Annotated in this window: 13 protein-coding genes and 1 tRNA gene; 5 read left to right on the top strand and 9 right to left on the bottom strand. The window is 32.4% G+C overall.

What is annotated here, in order from left to right:
- The first annotated feature begins 19 nt into the window (after positions 1–19).
- Positions 20–1309: a UDP-N-acetylmuramoyl-tripeptide--D-alanyl-D-alanine ligase gene (locus ACNQGB_RS11390; protein WP_417943938.1), complete on the top strand. Its 1290-nt coding sequence runs from the start codon at positions 20–22 to the stop codon at positions 1307–1309.
- 127 nt (positions 1310–1436) lie between these two features.
- Here ACNQGB_RS11390 and ACNQGB_RS11395 read toward each other — a convergent pair whose 3' ends face one another.
- The 6 genes from ACNQGB_RS11395 to ACNQGB_RS11420 form a co-directional block, all read right to left on the bottom strand.
- Positions 1437–2741, bottom strand: a complete 1305-nt coding sequence (locus ACNQGB_RS11395; protein ID WP_417943939.1) for a TolC family protein — start codon at positions 2739–2741, stop codon at positions 1437–1439.
- A 66-nt stretch (positions 2742–2807) separates the two neighbouring features.
- Positions 2808–5150 (bottom strand): ABC transporter permease, encoded by a 2343-nt coding sequence (locus tag ACNQGB_RS11400; RefSeq protein WP_417943940.1) that lies wholly within the window; start codon positions 5148–5150, stop codon positions 2808–2810.
- Between the two features lie 45 nt (positions 5151–5195).
- On the bottom strand, positions 5196–7637 hold the full coding sequence (locus tag ACNQGB_RS11405) for an ABC transporter permease (RefSeq protein ID WP_417943941.1): 2442 nt from the start codon (positions 7635–7637) through the stop codon (positions 5196–5198).
- A 2-nt stretch (positions 7638–7639) separates the two neighbouring features.
- On the bottom strand, positions 7640–10063 hold the full coding sequence (locus ACNQGB_RS11410) for an ABC transporter permease (RefSeq protein WP_417943942.1): 2424 nt from the start codon (positions 10061–10063) through the stop codon (positions 7640–7642).
- Between the two features lie 119 nt (positions 10064–10182).
- On the bottom strand, positions 10183–10884 hold the full coding sequence (locus ACNQGB_RS11415; protein WP_417943943.1) for an ABC transporter ATP-binding protein: 702 nt from the start codon (positions 10882–10884) through the stop codon (positions 10183–10185).
- A 57-nt stretch (positions 10885–10941) separates the two neighbouring features.
- Positions 10942–12180 (bottom strand): efflux RND transporter periplasmic adaptor subunit, encoded by a 1239-nt coding sequence (locus tag ACNQGB_RS11420; protein ID WP_472777115.1) that lies wholly within the window; start codon positions 12178–12180, stop codon positions 10942–10944.
- Between the two features lie 181 nt (positions 12181–12361).
- Here ACNQGB_RS11420 and ACNQGB_RS11425 point away from each other — a divergent pair, with 181 nt between their 5' ends.
- Both ACNQGB_RS11425 and ACNQGB_RS11430 read left to right on the top strand, forming a co-directional pair.
- Positions 12362–13705 carry a sigma-54-dependent transcriptional regulator gene (locus ACNQGB_RS11425; RefSeq protein WP_417943945.1) on the top strand — a complete coding sequence of 448 codons (1344 nt, stop codon included), beginning with the start codon at positions 12362–12364 and terminating at the stop codon, positions 13703–13705.
- A gap of 151 nt (positions 13706–13856) precedes the next feature.
- On the top strand, positions 13857–15041 hold the full coding sequence (locus tag ACNQGB_RS11430; protein ID WP_472777116.1) for a sensor histidine kinase: 1185 nt from the start codon (positions 13857–13859) through the stop codon (positions 15039–15041).
- Between the two features lie 194 nt (positions 15042–15235).
- On the opposite strand, the gene ACNQGB_RS11435 is transcribed toward ACNQGB_RS11430, so the two are convergent.
- Both ACNQGB_RS11435 and ACNQGB_RS11440 read right to left on the bottom strand, forming a co-directional pair.
- Positions 15236–15310: transfer RNA gene (locus ACNQGB_RS11435), tRNA-Val, on the bottom strand.
- 85 nt (positions 15311–15395) lie between these two features.
- Entirely contained in the window at positions 15396–16616 is a 1221-nt protein-coding gene (locus ACNQGB_RS11440) for a bifunctional folylpolyglutamate synthase/dihydrofolate synthase (RefSeq protein ID WP_417943948.1), read from the bottom strand.
- A gap of 128 nt (positions 16617–16744) precedes the next feature.
- Here ACNQGB_RS11440 and ACNQGB_RS11445 point away from each other — a divergent pair, with 128 nt between their 5' ends.
- Positions 16745–17440 (top strand): MotA/TolQ/ExbB proton channel family protein, encoded by a 696-nt coding sequence (locus ACNQGB_RS11445; RefSeq protein ID WP_417943949.1) that lies wholly within the window; start codon positions 16745–16747, stop codon positions 17438–17440.
- A gap of 1 nt (position 17441) precedes the next feature.
- Positions 17442–17837, top strand: coding sequence for an ExbD/TolR family protein (locus ACNQGB_RS11450; RefSeq protein WP_196853583.1), 396 nt, complete (start codon positions 17442–17444; stop codon positions 17835–17837).
- Positions 17838–18040: 203 nt separating this feature from the next.
- Here ACNQGB_RS11450 and ACNQGB_RS11455 read toward each other — a convergent pair whose 3' ends face one another.
- Positions 18041–18940, bottom strand: coding sequence for an energy transducer TonB (locus tag ACNQGB_RS11455; RefSeq protein WP_417943950.1), 900 nt, complete (start codon positions 18938–18940; stop codon positions 18041–18043).
- Positions 18941–19106: the final 166 nt, after the last annotated feature.

Consider the following 19106-nt stretch of genomic DNA (forward strand, 5'->3'; position numbering starts at 1 on the left):
TTTTTTTAAATCGTTTCAAATGGATATTAGTTACATTCATAGTTTATTTTTAAAATGTAAATCGGTTGTTATAGATACCCGAAAGATTGAATTAAACTCGCTATTTATTGCTATAAAAGGAGAGCGTTTTGATGCTAATACTTTTGCCCAAGAAGCTTTAGATAAAGGTGCTTCTTACGTTATAATCGACAATGCCACTTATTATATTGATGAAAGAACATTTCTAGTTGATGACGGTTTAATTGCATTGCAAAACTTGGCTAAATTCCACCGAAAATATTTAAATATACCAATAATCGCTCTCACAGGAAGTAACGGAAAAACAACAACCAAAGAACTTATTCAAGTTGTTCTTTCTAAAAAATTCAATACAAAAGCAACAGTTGGGAATTTAAACAATCATATTGGAGTTCCACTGACATTACTTTCATTCCATTCTGAAACTGAAATTGGGATTGTTGAAATGGGTGCAAATCACCAAAAAGAAATTGAGTTTTTATGCGAATTAGCACAGCCCGATTATGGTTATATAACTAATTTCGGAAAAGCTCATTTAGAGGGTTTCGGTGGTGTTGAAGGAGTAATTGCTGGAAAAAGTGAAATGTATAAATATCTTTCTTTCAACAAGAAACTTACTTTCATAAATTTAGAAGATCCCATTCAAGTTGAAAAATCAGGATCATTAAAAACATATACTTTTGGTGTTAATAAAATAGATGCCGATGTAAATATTACAGCAGTGCAAGCGAACCCATTCGTTGCTGTAGTCTATTCAGGGATTACTATTCAATCTCAATTAATTGGTTTGTATAACGCTAATAATATTAGCGCTGCATTAGCCATAGGGAAGTATTTTGAAGTTGAAAATGATGCTATTAAAGAGGCTCTAGAGAGTTTTGTGCCAGAAAACAATAGATCGCAAATAGTAAGGAAAGGATCCAATCAAATTATATTAGACGCTTACAATGCCAATCCTAGTAGTATGGCAGTAGCAATTGATAATTTTTTACAACTGGAAAGCAGCAGTAAAATACTAGTATTAGGCGATATGTTTGAGCTGGGAGAAGCAAGTAATCAAGAGCATAAATCTTTAGTAGAAATGCTTCTGAATGAAAATGAAGTCAAATGTTATTTTATTGGATCGGCGTTTTATAATAATAAACTTGAAAAAAGTAATTTTAAGTTTTACAAAACATTTGAAGACTTCACAATTGATTTAGCTACTAATGCGCTTATAGACAATACTATTCTCATCAAAGGATCGAGAGGAATGGCGCTAGAGCGAACTCTAGATTTTATACCCGGATAATTTTTTGTTTTTCACGGTACTTTAGAAAAATAAGAGGTACTGTGAAAACAGATTAATTATTTTTTGCATTATTTGAAGAAGTTGTCGCTACTAGATTGTAAATGATTTTAAATTTTAGTTGTTATTTTTATAACTCATTCCTTTTCAACAAATTTATTCTCAAATCAATATATTGCAGTTGAAGGTTATTTTTCAGCACCTCATATTCCGCAGTCAGCATTTGGTTTTTCACTGCAGAATATAGAATAGCTTCTACTTTTCCACTTATAAATTTAGCTTGTGTAGTAGCAAGAGAAGCTTTGGCATATTTTTGTTTCTCGATCAATTTATACTGCAGCTGCAAATAATTCTTTTTGTTTTTTTGTTCCAAACCAACTTGTTTGTCCAATTCTTGTTTTTGCTGTTCAATGGCCAGTTTTGTCTTTTCACTTTCTATTTTTGATGCGTCTATTTTTTTGTTATTTCTAAATCCATTAAAAATAGGAACATTCAACTGCATACCAACTTGTTGGCTTTTGTTGAGTTGTAATTGATCAAAAAAAGAATCCGTGTTTGTGTTTGTTTGGCTTAATGTTTTATAATAAAAAGTAGAGAAACCATAAAAGGCTGACAAGACCGGTAAATTGTTGGCTCTTTCTAAACCTATCGATTCCAAACTATTTTTATACTGAAGTTCGGCTCGTTTTATTTTCGGATTATTCGATTCACTTTCAAAATTTACCGCTGTTCTTTCGTTCATATAAGTTTCTAAAACCACTTCATCAGTTACAACATCTGTAACATTCATCAATTGGAATAATTGTGCTTTTTTCATGGCATACAATTGTTCTGTTTCCAAATTGCGGTTATCCTCCTCCGAAAAACTCAATTGCATATCATACAAATCGCTTTGAGGTTTACTCCCAATGGCAACTTCTTTGGTTACTCTATCCAAATTAAAATACGCTTGTTTCATTTGCTCTTTTTGAATTTTTAATAATTCCTGAGCATAAAGTGCTTGATAATAGCTTTCCAAAAGCTGCAATTTATATTCGTTTTCTATAACTTCCTTATCAGCTTTGGCCAATTCAATGTTGATTTTATCTTTTTTCGCATTTGCAAAAGCACCAAAATCAATAAGATTTGTTTTGGCGTTGAGATAAAAATCATCATTTTGAATATTTGAACTTACCCTTCCGTTTGAAGCAGGGTCAATAGTGGAACCAAAATTATAGCTTTGTTGTCCGTACAAATTAACAACAGGCAACATTCGGTTTAAAACAGAGTTTTGAGATTGCTGTGTTCTTTTTATTTCCAGCTGCCGAATTTTTATTTCGACATTATTATGCAAAGCCATATCCATGCATTTAGTAAGCGTCCAAGAATTTTCCTGAGCACTTACTAAAGCAAAAATTAAAAAAAAGACTAACGTAAAAATTAAATTCTTATTCATATTTTAAATATTTTAAAACATCCGTTTTAGTTGCTTGAAAGGCCTTTGAAAGCACTATCAAAAGTGTTAGAAATAACAAAATAATAAACCCAAATACAATGGAAATACTCTCATGTGAATCCTAAAGGCAAAATTTTCGAGCCATTTGTTCAATAAATAATACACAGGAAACAAAGCGATTAAATACCCGATTGTGCAATACAAAATATACTGTTTGGATAATTCTAATAACAAAATATTGGTTTCTGCACCCAAAGTTTTTCGGATGGCAATTTCTTTCAGTCGTCTTTGTATTGAATACGAAGCCAAGCCAAATAATCCAAAAAGCGCAATACTAATTACAACAACATTTAACAATGAAAAAAGATTCTTTTGCTTTACATATTTTTCATAGGTTCTAGCGTATTGTTTATCTACAAAATCGTATTTAAACGGATATTCGGTATCGACTTTATTCCATAATTTTTCAATATCGGCAATCGTATTTTCAATGTTATCTGCTTTTAGTTTTATATATACTTTATCTATGTATTGAGCACTACCAGTTGTTTTAAGATGATAAAAAACGATAGGAGGTACTTTTTCTTCAGGACTTAAAATATTAAAATCCTTAACAACTCCTATAATTCTTAAAATTTGATTATTGATTCTGACACTCTCACCAATTGGTTTTTTTAACTTCATTAATTGCACAGCAGTTTCGTTAAGTACAACTGAATTAATTGTGTCTGAAGCAATTTTTAAATCAAAATTTCTTCCGTTTGTTACCTTAACATTTAGCATTTCAAAAATCCCAAAATCTACAGGAATACCTCGCTCCTTGAAAAGTTCGTCATTATATATAACAGGAACTATAGCATTATTTGAGCCGTCAAATGAAATAAGACCAGTAGATATTGCATTGACTCCATTTATTTTGGATAATTCTTGTTTGATTGTACTGTATTTGTTATAAATGTGTTGTCCAGGATTTTGTACTTCATAGTCAGAGTTAGAAAAATTTAATGGTATAGTAATCACTTGGTCACCTTTAAAACCTAAATCTTTATGAGTTAAATAGTTGATTTGTTGATAGACAATATAAGAACCTACAATAAAAAAAGTGGCAACTGCATATTGAAAAATTAGCATTCCATTGCGCAGCCAAATTCCACTTTTACTTCTGCCAAAATTTCCTTTTAACACCTTTAAAGTTTCAAAATTAGCGACATAAACCGCTGGAAATATTCCTGCTAACAAAACGGAAATAATAAAAATGAGTACTAATTGAAGATAAAATTGACTCCCAATAATCTTTAAATTCTTGCTTAAAAAATCATTGTAATAAGGTAACGACAACTCCACAATCATTAAAGCCAATAAAATAGCAAACAAACATAGTAGTACACTTTCAAAAATAAACTGAATTACAATAGTACCTTTTGAAGCACCCACAACTTTACGTACACCTACTTCTTTGGCACGATTTACAGCATTGGCAGTAGCCAAATTGATATAATTTACAAGAGATAAAATGAGAATTAAAACGGACAATCCAGCCATAATTACTAAAAATTGATAATTCCCTCTGCCTTCTGGATAGCCATCTGTAATAGAATGTAATCTTGCTTTTGAAAGTGGCTCCATAACAACATTAAAGTATCCTATTTTTTTAGCCATTTCTTCTTGAGTAAAGCCTTCAAGTTTAGCTATTCTTCCAACAAAGCTTGTATTGTACTCTTTTTCAAGACTCTTTCTTGTAAGTTCAATTTTTGATGGGTCTTTGACTTTTACTACTAATTTTAATAAAAAAGGAGCTGTTACATTTGTTGTTGTCAATTCCTTCATTTTGTTTACTATAACATTTGGAGCAATTGATGAATTCCCAGGAATTTGATATACCGCACGAACTACAAACATGTGATTTAAACATTTTATTTGTTTTCCAATTGGATTTTCGTCCCCAAAAACGCGTTTAGCAATAAGGTCTGATATAGCGACACTAGAATCATCTTTTAATCCTGAAATAGCATCTCCGCTAATTATTTTGAAAGGGAAAAACGAAAAGAAATTGTTTTCAACATTAATGATTTTAGTTTCAACTATTTTCTTTCCATTGTAGATGATTTTATCCTTCTGATACCAACTATCAGCATACAATATACTTTCAACATTTGGGTCTTTGGCTAATAAAGGTTTTAAAAACAGAGAACATTCAGACCAAATAGGCATATCACTCAATTGTATCAAGACCTGATATACGTTGTCCTTCTCAGGATTCCACTCATCATAACTTTGTTCGTCGTTCCAATATAGTAAAGCGAAAATCAATCCTGCAATTCCTATGGCTAGTCCGAAAACATTGAGAAATGAAAATAGTTTGTTTTGTTTTAAATGATAGAGGAATATTTTTATATAGTTTGATAACATTATTTGGGTTTTGGTTAGTTATAAAAAGGGTCTAGTTTTTTTTGATTATTCGTATTTTAAATATTTTAAAACATCCATTCTGGTTACTTGAAAAGCTTTTGCCAAAACAATTATTAATGTTAAAAACAGTAAAGACAGAAAAGCAATTGCAAAAGGAAGAATTTTAATTGTAATTCGGTATGCAAAATTTTCGAGCCATTTTTCTAATAATAAGTAGGCTGGAACAACGCCAATGACAAAACCTGCTGCACAAAAAAATATATATTGCTTTGATAATTCTTTTAGTAAAACATTGGTTTCGGCACCCAATGTTTTTCGAATAGCGATTTCTCGTAATCTTCGCTCCATAGAGAAAGAAGCCAAAGCGAAAAGCCCGAAAATGGCAATAAGAACGACCACCACATTCAGAATTGAGAATAGATTTTTTTGTTTTACATATTCCTTAAAGGATCGTGCGTATTTTTTATCTACAAACTCATACGAGAACGGATATTCGGCATCGACTTTAGTCTTCCAAAATTGCTCAATAGTGCTCATCGTTTCTTCAATATTTTCTCCCTTTACTTTTACAAAAATTGAATTTACACCTTGCAACATCAATGGTATTGTCTTTAGATGCGTAAACACCATTGGTGAGTTTTTTTCTTGAGGCCCTCTTAAATTGAAGTCTTTTACAACGCTGATTATTTTGAATTTCTCACCATCACCAGAAACAATTTCTTTACCTACTGGCTGTTTGATTCCTAATATTTTTACAGCTGTTTCATTTACCATTACATTATTAATAGTGTCTGAAGCATATTGAGAATTAAAATACCTTCCTTCTAATAATTTGATATTCATCATTTCCATCATTCCAAAATCAACAGTCATGTTCAGCCCCTGAATGCGAGCGTTTTGGAAAGTATAATCGCTTGAAGAACGTGCACCATTTCCAAAAGAGAAATTTGCAGTAGCCACTTGATTAACGCCTTTCATTCTGCTCAATCTATCTTTTGTTGCCAAATAATTCTTAAAAAAATCGTTCTCATAACTTGCCTCAGATTGTTTGTCAAATTTTTTCAGAAAATCAATTTCAATAACTTGATCACCCTTAAAGCCAAGATTTTTATTGGTTAAGTAATTTACCTGTTGGTAGACAATCGTTGTGCCTATAATAAAAAAAACAGCGATCGAAAATTGAAAAACCAACATACTATTGCGTAACCAAATTCCAGTCTTACTTCTATTAAAATTCCCTTTTAAGACTTTTTGTGCTTCAAAACTTGAAATATATAGCGCTGGGAAAAATCCCCCTAATAAAACCACTATTCCGAAAATAAGTAACAATTGTAAATAGAATTGACTAGCATAAATTTTTAAATCCTTGTCCAAAAGTTCATTATAATAAGGCAACGAAATCTCGACAATTACTAATGCGAAAAGAATAGAAAGGAGAACAATTACTAGTGTTTCTGAGATAAATTGAAATGTGATATTCCTTTTGCTTGCACCCAATACTTTGCGCACTCCTACCTCTTTCGCTCTTTTGATAGCACTAGCAGTAGCTAAATTGATATAGTTAATAATGGAAAGAATCATTATTAAAATAGACAATCCTGCCATTATGACTAAATATTGATAATTACCGACTCCTTCTGGATATCCCCAACCTCCTACTAATACGGAATTAAGCCTAGCATCTTTAAGTGGTTCTAAATTTATAGCAACAATCCCATGTTCTTTTATTTGCTGATCTAAACTAATATTGGCTTCTTTAGCTTCGGGTTTAATAACATTGTCAATAAAAAGTTGCTCAATTTTTCGCTCAACTAACTCTTTTTTAGAGTTATCCTTAAGTTTCATAAGCAAACAAAAATTAAAAGACTCCCATTGGTCTAAACTCTGTGTTATAACTTTTTTAAAGTTATCTGTCATCACAACATCAGGAGCAATAGAACTTTTCATTTCATTTTTATAAACACCACTAACGGTATAAAAGTTTTCTCCAAATTTTATTTGCTTACCTATTGGGTTTTCTTTGTCAAAAAAAGTCTTATAAATTTTCTCAGAAATAGCAATTGAAGAATCATCTTTTAAAGCATTTTTAGCACTTCCGAAAATAAAAGGAAAGGGGAAATAATCGAAAAATTTGTTTTGAGTATTAAATGCCTTCGCTATTTTTTGTTTTTTCCCATTATAGCTAAACAAATCTGAATCATACCAATTATAGCTGTAGTTGAAACTGTCTACATTAGGATCATCTTTTAGATATTGTCCTATCGGAGCAACTGTATAAGGCCATTTATTATTGTTCAAAGTGTTTATAACCATGTAAACGTTATCCTTTTCAGGATTCCACTCGTCATAACTATGTTCGTCATTCCAATAAAGTGTGGCGAAAATCAATCCTGCAATACCAATGCTCAAACCCAAAACGTTGAGAAAAGAAAACAGTTTGTTTTGCATTAAGTGGTAAATAAATATTTTTATCCAATTTTTCAACATGATTACTCGTATTTTAAGTATTGTAAAACATCTACTCTTGTAGCTTGAAACGCTCTTAAAAGAACGATAAGTAAGGTCAATGACAATAAGACGATAAAGCCAATAATAAATGGATAGATTGAAATGTCAATTCTATAAGCGAAATTTTCTAACCACTTATTAAGTAAATAGTAAGTTGGAAATACCGCAATCAAGAATCCTACAACACAATAAACAATGTATTGCTTAGATAATTCTTTTAGTAAAACATTCGTTTCTGCGCCGAGTGTTTTTCTAATAGCAATTTCTTTCATGCGTCTTTCGATAGAAAAGGAGGCGAGGCAGAATAAACCAAAAAGTGCAATTAGGATCACCACAAAATTGAGTATTGTGAACAGGTTTTTTTGCTTCACATAACTGCTATAGGATCTTTTGTATTCTTTATCTACAAAATCGTATGCAAACGGATAATCAGGATCTACTTTTTTCAGCCAAAAATTTTCCAAATCAGCCAAAGTTTGATCCATAGTTTTTGCATCTGCATCGATGTAAATATTGTTTAAAGCAAATGTTAACCAGGAATTTGCTTTAAAATGGAACAAAGACATCGGAGGAATAGCTTCGGCTGGATTACCTATGTTGAAATCTTTTACAACTCCAACGATAATTATCTCTTTACCATTCCAATTTACCTTTTTTCCAATTGGGTTTTTCTCTTTTAATAGTCGCGCTGCAGTTTCATTTATGAGCATCGTATTAATAGTATCTTGAGCAAATTTTGGATTCAAGTATCTCCCTTTTACAATTTTTATTTGCATCATTTCTAACATTCCAAAATCAATTGGAATATTGTCTCCATCCACACTTAAATCTTTATATTGAAGCGTTATTGTTGATTTTGCAGATCCTCCAAAAGCAAAGCCACCTGCTGCAACTTGTTTTACACCGGCAATGCGCAATAATTCATTTTTGATTGTTAAGTAGCGATCAAATCTAAAATTGTCTGTTATTTCCTCTCCATATACATTACGATAAGAAATACTTAAAATTTGATTTGCCTTGAAACCTAAATCCTTTTTGTTCATATAGTCTATTTGCTGATAAACAATATAGGATCCGATGATAAAAAAAGTTGCAACAGCAAATTGAAAAATCAACATTCCATTTCGTAACCAGACGCCACTTTTACTTCTTCCAAAATTGCCTTTCAATACCTTTAATGTTTCAAAATTAGAAACATATATTGCTGGAAAAACTCCTGCTAGACAAACCGTAATAATAAATATGATGATAAGTTGTAAATAAAATTGACTGCCTTGTACAACGATGGTTATACCTAAAAAATCATTATAATAAGGTAACGACAGTTCCACAAGTACAAGAGCAATTAAAATTGAGAACAACGATAGTATTGCTGTTTCAAAAACAAATTGCTGAATTATATTAATTTTTGAAGAACCTATAACTTTTCTTATGCCAACTTCTTTGGCGCGTTTTATAGCATTTGCAGTTGCATAATTGATGTAATTTACAATCGAAAGTAGCAGAATTAAAACAGATAATCCTACCATAATCATCAAAAACAGAAAATTACCATTTTCCTCAATTAAACCACTAGTTTTAGTATGTAACCTAATAGAATACAAAGGTTCTAAAGAGGGTTTGGTATTCCCATACTTTTCAATATACTGCTCTGGAGTAATTCCGTTTTCTTTGGCATAGCGAACTGTCATGTTATCGTAATAAAGTTTTTGCAAATCATTTTCGATAAGCGAAACTTTACTAGGATCTTTAACTTTAAGAAATAATACAAATTGAAAATTTCCCCATTGAGCAGTAGATTTTCTAATTCTTAAATCAATGAAATTAACCACAGCAGAAGGATTATAAGAGGATTTTTTATCCATTTTATATACCCCTCTTACAGTGAGTTTTTTATTCTGAAAAAGAACTTCTTTTCCTAAAGCAGTCTCTTTTCCAAAAAGCTGCAAAGCTAAATCTTGAGATAAACTAATACTATTTTCATCAGGTAATGCTGATTTTTGGTTTCCTTCAACAAATTCAAAAGGGAAAAATTCAAAAAAATTCTTTTGTGCTAATACGATTTTGCTCGATTGCACTTTCTTATTTTTAAACCGAATTAGATCGCTTTCATAATTTCCACTTAAATAACAATACGATGCTACTTCTGAACTTTTCTCCTTTATTGCAGCCCCTATTGGAGCTGAACTCGATGCCCAAAATGTATTTTCACTCATTTGATTAGCGACCAAAAACACTTTTTCTTTATTAGGATTCCAAGCATTATAACTTTGTTCGTCATTCCAGTATAAAATGGCGAAAATCAATCCTGCAATACCAATGCTTAAACCCAAAATATTGAGAAAAGAAAACAGTTTGTTTTGCTTTAAGTGGTAAAGAAATATTTTTATCCAGTTGAGAATCATGACTTTTTAATTGATTAAATTTTGATTTGATTGATGAGAAATTAAAGCTGTTTACAAAAGTGTTTTGCAAAGCAACTCAAGGATGATTGTGGTGATCGATAAAAGGATGTTTATCATTTTTATACTTTAAAAACATCCACATTGCGACTATTTATTTTTTCTGAAAGGACTACACCATCTTTCATTAGAATGGTTTTCTGCGAGAAAGAAGCATCATAATTTGAGTGCGTCACCATCAGGATTGTGGCACCGTTAGCATGCAAATCAGTCAATAATTCCATTACTTCATTTCCGTTCTTGCTGTCTAGATTTCCTGTTGGCTCATCGGCAAGAATAATCTTTGGGTCGTTAATCAAGGCTCTTGCTACCGCTACACGTTGTTGCTGTCCTCCGGAAAGTTGCTGCGGAAAATGTTTCAATCGGTGTGAAATTCCTAGTTTATCAGCTATTGCTTCTACTTTTTTCTTTCGGTCAGAGGATGGAATTTTATTGTAAATCAACGGCAATTCGATATTGTCATAAACCGATAATTCGTCTATCAGGTTGAAATTCTGAAAAATAAAGCCAATATTTTCTTTTCTTGCTTTCGATTTTTCTTTCTCTTTCAGACCAAACATTTCCTGATTGAGTAACTGATAACTCCCACTCGAGGCACTATCTAACAACCCAACAATATTCAATAAAGTAGACTTTCCGCTTCCCGATGGTCCCATAATCGAAACAAAATCACCTTGATTAATGGTTAATGAAACTTCACTCAATGCCATAGTTTCTACTTCTTCTGTTCTAAATACTTTTGAAAGATTTTTAATTGTGATCATACTATTCGTTTTTTGATTGATGCTATTTTTATCTAAATTAATTATGTACTATTTTTTTTATTCTAAATTCAAAACTTCGACGTCTTTATAGTCTTTATACGATGAAGTAATTACTTTTTCACCTGCTTTCAATCCGCCGAGTATTTCATAATATAATGGATTCTCTCTTCCAAGTTTGATTGTTCTTCTCTCTGCTTTGTTGCCATTGACTACAAAAATCCATTTTCCACTAGTTTCTTCGTTAAAGCTTCCTTTGGAAACTACTACCGTCTTGGTTTTTTCTGATAGGTTTAATTTTACGCCAAAACTCAATCCTTGTTTTAAATCTAATTTTTCAGATGAAACAAAATCCAATTCTACTTGAAACCGTCCATTTTTTATTTCAGGAATCACTTTGGTTATTAGAACTTCGATGGATTTATTTTCAAAATCTACTGTTCCTTTTTGTTGCTCTGCAATTTTATCCAAATAAAATTCATCGATGTCAGCAATCAATTTATAGCCTTTCCTGTCGTCAATAGAACCAATACTTGTATTTTGCACATAGGTTTTCCCGAGTAGAGGTTCAAAGGAAGAAAGTCTACCAGAAATTGGTGCTGTTATAAGGAAATTCTTTTTATTCATTCTCAAAATATCCAAACTTTTATTCATGAAACCAATGGATTGATTCAATTGTCCAATCTGGACTTGATTTGCTAATTTTTCTTTTTTGACACTTTTTTTGATGATGTTTATGCGCTCTTTTTGAAAACGATAATTTTCTTGGGTCTTTTCCCATTCATTTTTTGAAAGTATTTCTTTGTCAAAAAGTTTTTGGTTCAATTCAAATAAGTTTTTAGCATCAAGATAATCGTGTTCTATTCCGATCAAGTCTTTTTCTAAATTCAATTCCTGATTTCTTAAATCGAGTTTGCCCTTATTCAAATTATTAATTTGTTCGATAATAGCAGTTTCTTGCTGCATGTACGCCAGTTCTGCATTAGGATTATATAAGCGTGCTAACGGTTGTCCTTTTACAACCATATCTCCGTTTTCAACAAATATTTCCTGAATGGCTCCGCCTTCTATAATATTCACTAGCATCGAATTTAAAGGAACTGCTTTTGCCTGAAAAGACATAAAATCTTCGAAAAAATTATTTTCTACGGTCTTAATCGTAATTTCAACTTTTTTTACGTTCAAACTTCTTTTTTTAGTAACAGATGAAAAGACAAAATATCCGAAGAGTAAGATAATCGGCAAAGCCATTAAAAGATACTTTTTTTTGTTAGTTTTACGTACGATTTTGGTGTCCATTGTTTATTATTTATGTAGTCTAATAGGATAATCGTACCAGAAAAATAAAAACTGTAATTAATTTATTATTAGGCTTTTAATTTTAATAATATTTACACGGTGTCCATAATTGAACACTATTTGTCCGATACCGAACAACGATTTCATTTTCTGAATAAAAAAATGCAGATATTACGCTAGAATGAAAAAAACCAACGCATCCATATTAGTCATAGACGACCAAGAAGACATTCTTTTTGCTTCCAAAATGCTACTTAAAAAGCATTTTGAAAATATTTATACGCTCAATAACCCGAAAAATGTTGTGGAACTATTATCACAAAACAACATTGATGTCGTTTTGCTGGATATGAATTACAGAATAGGGTTTGAAGACGGCAGAGAAGGTTTGTATTTATTAAAAGAAATAAAAACGCTTTCGCCAAAAACGGTCGTTATTTTGATGACCGCTTTTGGTAAAGTAGAAACGGCTGTAGAAGGTTTAAAAGCAGGTGCTTTTGATTATATTTTGAAACCTTGGGAAAATCAAAAATTACTTAGCATTGTAAAACAGGGAGTTGACAAAAGCCGGAAAGAGCAAAAGAAATCAAATAATACCGAGATTGTAGACGAATTTTTTGTTGGTAGTTCAGATGTTATAAAAAAAGCTTATTCTCTTGCTGATAAAGTGGCCAAAACAGATGCCAATGTTTTAATACTTGGCGAGAACGGAACTGGTAAATTTGTGTTGTCACATCATATTCATCTGGAATCAGAGCGGAAAAATAATCCTTTTATTCACGTTGATTTGGGTTCTTTAAATTCTAATATTTTTGAGAGCGAATTATTTGGCTATGCTAAGGGTGCTTTTACAGATGCGAAAGTTGATACGCCAGGACGTTTTGAAATGGCTCAAAACGGAACTATTTTTTTGGATGAAATAGGAAACGTCCCATTGCATTTACAATCTAAACTCTTGCAGATAATTCAAACTAAAATGGTAACCCGATTAGGAGAATCAAAAGCTAGGCCGCTGAATGTTCGCATTATTACAGCTACCAACCTGAATCTAAAACAAGAAGTTACAGATAAAAATTTCCGTGAAGATTTGTATTATCGCATCAATACTATGGAAATCGTGCTGCCTCCACTACGCGAGCGAATTGAAGATAAAATTCCTCTGGCGAATTACCTCTTGCAAAAAATGATGACAAAATACGGACGGGACGAAATTACTTTTGACGAAAAAGCATTGGAACAAATAGCAAATCACGCATGGAATGGAAATATCCGTGAAATGGAAAACCGGGTAGAACGTGCCGTGATTCTTTGTGAGAACAATTACATTACCGTTTCGGATTTAGATTTAGAGCAAATCACAATGTACGAAGACAATCAAGCTGACATTCAACTTTCAGCAGTAGAAAAAACGGCTATTGAGAAAATTTTGTTGAAAAACAACAACAATATTAGTAAAACTGCCGAGGAACTAGGATTATCCAGAGGTGCATTATACCGACGTTTAGAAAAATATAATATCAACTAATATGTTTAAATCTTTAAAAATATACCAACTCCTTTTTCTTAGATTAATTTTTATTTTTTGCCTTTCTGCAATTTCACTATTTATTTTTCAAAAAGGATTGATCTTTACAGCACTATTTGGACTACTCGTACTTTTCATTCTCTTCGTAGAAATGTATTTTTACATTAAAAATACGTTTCAGCTTTACGACAGAACAATAATTTCGATTCTGCAAAATGATTTTACATCGGATTTTTCGAAACATAAATCATATCAAAATTATTCCAATTTATTCAAGCTGTACGAAACACTAAAAAACAAAGAAAACGAGCAGGTTTCAAAAGATATTGTCTATCGTTCTATTTTAAATACTATCGAAACAGGAATTATCATCTTGCAAAAGGAAGGAAGTGACTGGAACGTTTTTTTAATGAATGATTTTTTTGCTAAACATTTTGATGTTCCAAAAGTCTCCAAATGGAAGTATCTAAAAAATCATTTGCCTGCTTTATGTGAAATTATCGAAAAACAGGATTTTCAGGAAATTAAAACATCTTTAGAGATACGTGTCAATCGGCAAGACACGCAAACATTTGTGATGCAGTCATCTAGAAGCGAAATTTACCATCGGGATTATTTTATTGTCTTGTTGGATTCAATTCAAAATGTAATCGAAAAAAAAGAGAAAGAAGCTTGGGTCAATTTAATGAAAGTCATCTCGCATGAACTCTTGAATTCGATAACTCCCATTCGGTCGCTTTCTCAGAATTTACAAGACTTGGTGCAGCAGGAAACCATTTCAGCAGAAGATTTAGACGATATGAAAAGTAGTGTTACCACAATGTTGAGACGAAGTGACCACTTGCAGCAATTTGTAGAAAGTTACCGAAAACTTGCCATGCTGCCATCTCCCAAAAAACAAATAACGGAACTGTCAAAATTGATTGACAACAGTTGTCAAATCATGAAGCCATTGTTTAAAAAGGAACATATAGAAGTCATAAATACTATCGCTTTTGACCGTAGACTTAATATTGACCCACAGCAGATGGAGCAAGTATTTATCAATCTTTTAACGAATTGTATTTACGCGTTATCTAATTCAGAAACAAAACAAATTATCATATCGGCAGAAGTCAAAGAAAACAGAATTTTTATCATGATTACTGATATGGGGCAAGGAATTGAAAAAGAAATAGAAACTAAAATATTCTTACCCTTTTTCACCACACGTAAAGAAGGAGCCGGAATTGGTTTAACCTTGTCCAAAAGCATTGTAGAGGCTCATGGTGGCTACTTAGCACATAGAAATGATGAAGGAATAACTACTTTTGTAATTTGTTTGATTGATAATTAATCCAAAAAAGACAAATAAATGTGGAGCAGTAAAAAACCTAGTATTGATATTGTATTATATCTTAAACCTTACGCAATGGAAACGTACTATTGTTAGTAATGTAACTTGTTGGGAAATTTTATAAATTATCAGTCAATTTTTGAATAAAAAAAAACCTCCAAAATCAAATGAATTTGGAGGTTTTTAAATTATTGTGGGCGATGAGGGGTTCGAACCCCCGACCCCCTCGGTGTAAACGAGGTGCTCTGAACCAGCTGAGCTAATCGCCCGAATCAATTAAGTCACTTTCGTTTCCTTGATTGCGTGTGCAAATATACATCACTTTTCTAGATTTGCAAGTAAAAAACAAAAAAATTATAAAATTTCTGCTACTACAAAGGTGCTTCCGCCAACGTAAATGAAGTCGGATTTTGAGGCGCTTTTAGTGGCTTGGTTATAAGCTTCTGAAACAGAATTATATACTTCGCCTTTTAGGTCGAATGTTGAAGCTTTTTGCTGCAGTTGGAGAGCTTCGAGTCCACGAGGAATATTTGGTTTGCAAAAATAATAATGTGCTTTTTTGGGGAACAAAGGCAAGATTTCGTTTAAATCTTTGTCGTTTACAACACCCAAGACAACATGTAAAACTTCAAATTCTTCTTTTTCAATTTGTTTTATAACAATCTCAAGTCCATTTTTGTTGTGTGCAGTATCGCAAATAACTTTTGGAGAAGTATTCAATTGTTGCCACCTGCCTTGAAGGCCTGTGTTTTTAACGACCTGTAATAAGCCTGATTTTGTGTTTTCAGGTGTAATCACAAATTCTTTTTGGTCATTCAAGACACAAATGGTTTGTAAGACTGTTTTTTTATTATGAAATTGATAGACACCTATTAAGTCTGAGGGGTAGTTTTCTGATATTAAATCAGAGGCAAAATGGATCTCCGAATGGCATTCTTTTGCTTTATCATAAAACACTGGTCTTGTTTCTGGCGTGTATTCTCCTATGACTACTGGTACATTAGGCTTGATGATTCCTGCTTTTTCGAAAGCGATGGCATCAAGAGTATTTCCTAGAAATTGGGTGTGATCTAATCCTATATTGGTAATAACCGAAATTAATGGAGTGATAATATTGGTAGCATCTAATCGTCCGCCCATTCCCACTTCAATAATCGCGATGTCTACTTTTTCTTTTTCAAAGTATTCAAATGCAAGTCCAACTGTCATTTCAAAAAAACTCATGTCATTGGATTCAAAAAAAGTCTTATGCTCGTTGATAAAATCAGTTACAAAATCTTCAGTAATATCTTGGCCATTAATTTTGATACGTTCTCTAAAATCCTTTAAATGGGGAGAAGTGTACAGTCCAACTTTATAACCTGCTTCATGCAAAATAGAGGCAAGCATATGTGATGTAGACCCTTTTCCGTTTGTTCCAGCAACGTGAATACACTTAATTTTTTTTTCAGGATTTTTAAGGTGATTGGATAGGAGGTAGGCGTTAGTCATATCTTTCTTATAGGCCGAGGCTCCTTGAAGCTGGTACATTGGGAGCTGATTAAACATCCAGGTTATTGTTTCTTGATAGTTCATTTGAGAATAAAATAGTAGTTGTTTAAAATATTTTTTGATTTTTTTAGTTTAATAGTACATCGAAAAGTATCTTTAGTGCAAAATTGAAATATTTTTTAGAATTAATGATTAAAATACAATAATATTATATGTTTAGTTTTATACAATTACAAGCCGACACCATTGCTAACGCTGCTTCAAATGTAGTTATCGAAAAAATTGCTATAAATACCGAAATTTCCACTTTGGGATTCCTTCTAAAAGGAGGTATTTGGCTTATTCCAATTGGTATTCTATTGTTCTATACTTTTTATGTCATTATTGAACGGTATTTGTATATCAGTAAAGCCTCTAAGATAGACTCTTTGTTGATGCTTGATATTCGTGACAATCTCAATTCTGGTAATCTAGATTTAGCGCGTTCTATTGCTGAAAGAAATAATTCAGCTTCGGGTAATATCGTTAAGGAAGGAATTCTAGTTATTGGACGACCAATTGTCGAAATTGAGTCTAATATGGATCGTGCAGCCGATATTGAGATTGGTGAAATGGAAAAGCATTTAGGGCACCTTGGTCTTATTGCTGGAATTGCACCTACACTTGGATTTATTGGAACCATATCAGGAGTTATCAAAATATTTTATAGTATTTCAGTAACAGAGAATATCAGCATTGGTAATATTTCTGGAGGACTATATGAAAAAATGATTAGTAGTGGTGCTGGATTAATTGTTGGTATTATTGCTTACAGCGGGTATCACTTGTTGAACGGTAAAATTGATAACTTTGCTCTAAAAATTCAAAAGCAAGTATTAGAATTTGTAAATATTATTCAAAGATCATAATATGTCTATAAAAAGAAAAAGAAGATTTCATGCCGAGGTCGCGACTTCTTCATTAAGTGACATTATGTTTTTCTTGTTATTGTTTTTCTTAATCATTTCAACTTTGGCCAATCCAAATGTGATCAAGATGACGCTGCCTAAAGCGCAATCAAATGAAAAAACAAACAAGCAATACATCAGTTTATCCGTTACAGAGGACAAAAAATTTTATATCGATAAACAACCTGTTTCATTCGAAGAACTCGAGACTACACTAATGTCAAAAATGGATTCAGCAAAGGATCAAACAGTTATTGTGAGAATTCCATTTAATTTGCAAGTACAAGATCTGGTAGATGTACTACAAATAGGAGTGAAGAACAATCTTAAGTTTGTGATTGCTACGAGTCCCAAATAAATGAGATTATAAGTTTTTAAAGCTTTCTATTTTTGGGCGTGACCACAATAAATAAAAGGGGCTAATCAACTTTATAGTGATTGGCCCCTTTTTTTATTCTAGTCGAGCTATTCGCAGTACTTCGGTACTTGCTTCTATCCCTCACGCAAATTCACGTAGGTGTTGAAAAGTGTCATTATTACCTGTAAATAGGTGTTAATACATTAATTCAAATTGAAATTATAAACAATTTTGCCAACTTGTTTTTCAGGAGCATCGCTGCTAGCATCCCATCTTGTGTTCATCGCTGCTATTTTTGCTTGTTCTAGCAAGCAACTAGCAGTATTAGTAGTTCCTTTTATTCCTGCTATCGCACTAGTAGTTCTCCCGGTACGATCTACTGAAACTTCTACTACTACTTTTCCTTGTTCGTTACAAGTGTATTTTGGGGCTGGTTTAGATACTGCTTTTCGGTTTCCTAGTGAATAACCTATTCCTCCTCCTGAACCACTTCCTGAACCGCCACCACTTCCAGATCCATATCCGCTACCGGTTCCTATTCCGGTTCCAGTGCCGTTTCCGCCACCAGTTCCGCCCCCAGAACCACCTGTTCCATAATAGCCATTGGAACTCAAGCTTCCGTTAGCTTTTCCTTTGTTTCCTGCTGCTTTGTCATCGCCATCGCCACCTTTATTAGAGCCTTTTAAGATACTGGATAAAGCATCATTGGTATTACTCGAAACTTTAGGTTTTACCACAACCGGTTTAGTTTCTGGTTTGATGACAACGGTAGGTTTTTTGGTTTTTTCTTTAATCGGAATTACAACGCTTTCTTCGGTACTGTTTTCTTGTGATAAAATAGCTTCTTCGGGAATTGATTTTGTTGGAATTTGCTTAGTTTGGTTCTTTACCTCTAACACTTCGCTTTTGTAATTCGCACCCGAACCCAAGTCACTATCTCCAAAGTTTACTGTAACACCACCTCCGCCACCTCCGCCAGCAAGTTGATCGATGTTTGCGGGTGGCCAAAATCGTATGAAAAATAAAATTAACAACATTGTCGCATACAAAAGAATGGTAAAGACTAATGATTTCTTTTGGTCTGATGAAATGGTGGAACTCATTTGTATTTTAAATTTTAAAAAAGTCTATTACTAAAAAACGTTGAAAAGTACTAAAAATTGTTTAGAGTAAAAAGCGACATTGGGATTATAAAAAAGAAGGGCTTGAGAAACTATCAAAAATAAGAAAGGGATCTAGAAGATTGTTACATCTGCTAAATCCCTTATG

This window comes from Flavobacterium frigidum (assembly GCF_048286795.2).

What these genes read in the sequence shown, in the direction of transcription:
- ACNQGB_RS11415 (WP_417943943.1), bottom strand. Translation starts at nt 10,884, where the DNA reads ATGATCACAATTAAAAATCTTTCAAAAGTATTTAGAACAGAAGAAGTA.
- ACNQGB_RS11410 (WP_417943942.1), bottom strand. Translation starts at nt 10,063, where the DNA reads ATGATTCTCAACTGGATAAAAATATTTCTTTACCACTTAAAGCAAAAC.
- ACNQGB_RS11395 (WP_417943939.1), bottom strand. Translation starts at nt 2,741, where the DNA reads ATGAATAAGAATTTAATTTTTACGTTAGTCTTTTTTTTAATTTTTGCT.
- ACNQGB_RS11400 (WP_417943940.1), bottom strand. Translation starts at nt 5,150, where the DNA reads ATGTTATCAAACTATATAAAAATATTCCTCTATCATTTAAAACAAAAC.
- ACNQGB_RS11440 (WP_417943948.1), bottom strand. Translation starts at nt 16,616, where the DNA reads ATGAACTATCAAGAAACAATAACCTGGATGTTTAATCAGCTCCCAATG.
- ACNQGB_RS11445 (WP_417943949.1), top strand. Translation starts at nt 16,745, where the DNA reads ATGTTTAGTTTTATACAATTACAAGCCGACACCATTGCTAACGCTGCT.
- ACNQGB_RS11425 (WP_417943945.1), top strand. Translation starts at nt 12,362, where the DNA reads ATGAAAAAAACCAACGCATCCATATTAGTCATAGACGACCAAGAAGAC.
- ACNQGB_RS11405 (WP_417943941.1), bottom strand. Translation starts at nt 7,637, where the DNA reads ATGTTGAAAAATTGGATAAAAATATTTATTTACCACTTAATGCAAAAC.
- ACNQGB_RS11430 (WP_472777116.1), top strand. Translation starts at nt 13,857, where the DNA reads ATGTATTTTTACATTAAAAATACGTTTCAGCTTTACGACAGAACAATA.
- ACNQGB_RS11420 (WP_472777115.1), bottom strand. Translation starts at nt 12,180, where the DNA reads ATGGACACCAAAATCGTACGTAAAACTAACAAAAAAAAGTATCTTTTA.
- ACNQGB_RS11455 (WP_417943950.1), bottom strand. Translation starts at nt 18,940, where the DNA reads ATGAGTTCCACCATTTCATCAGACCAAAAGAAATCATTAGTCTTTACC.
- ACNQGB_RS11450 (WP_196853583.1), top strand. Translation starts at nt 17,442, where the DNA reads ATGTCTATAAAAAGAAAAAGAAGATTTCATGCCGAGGTCGCGACTTCT.
- ACNQGB_RS11390 (WP_417943938.1), top strand. Translation starts at nt 20, where the DNA reads ATGGATATTAGTTACATTCATAGTTTATTTTTAAAATGTAAATCGGTT.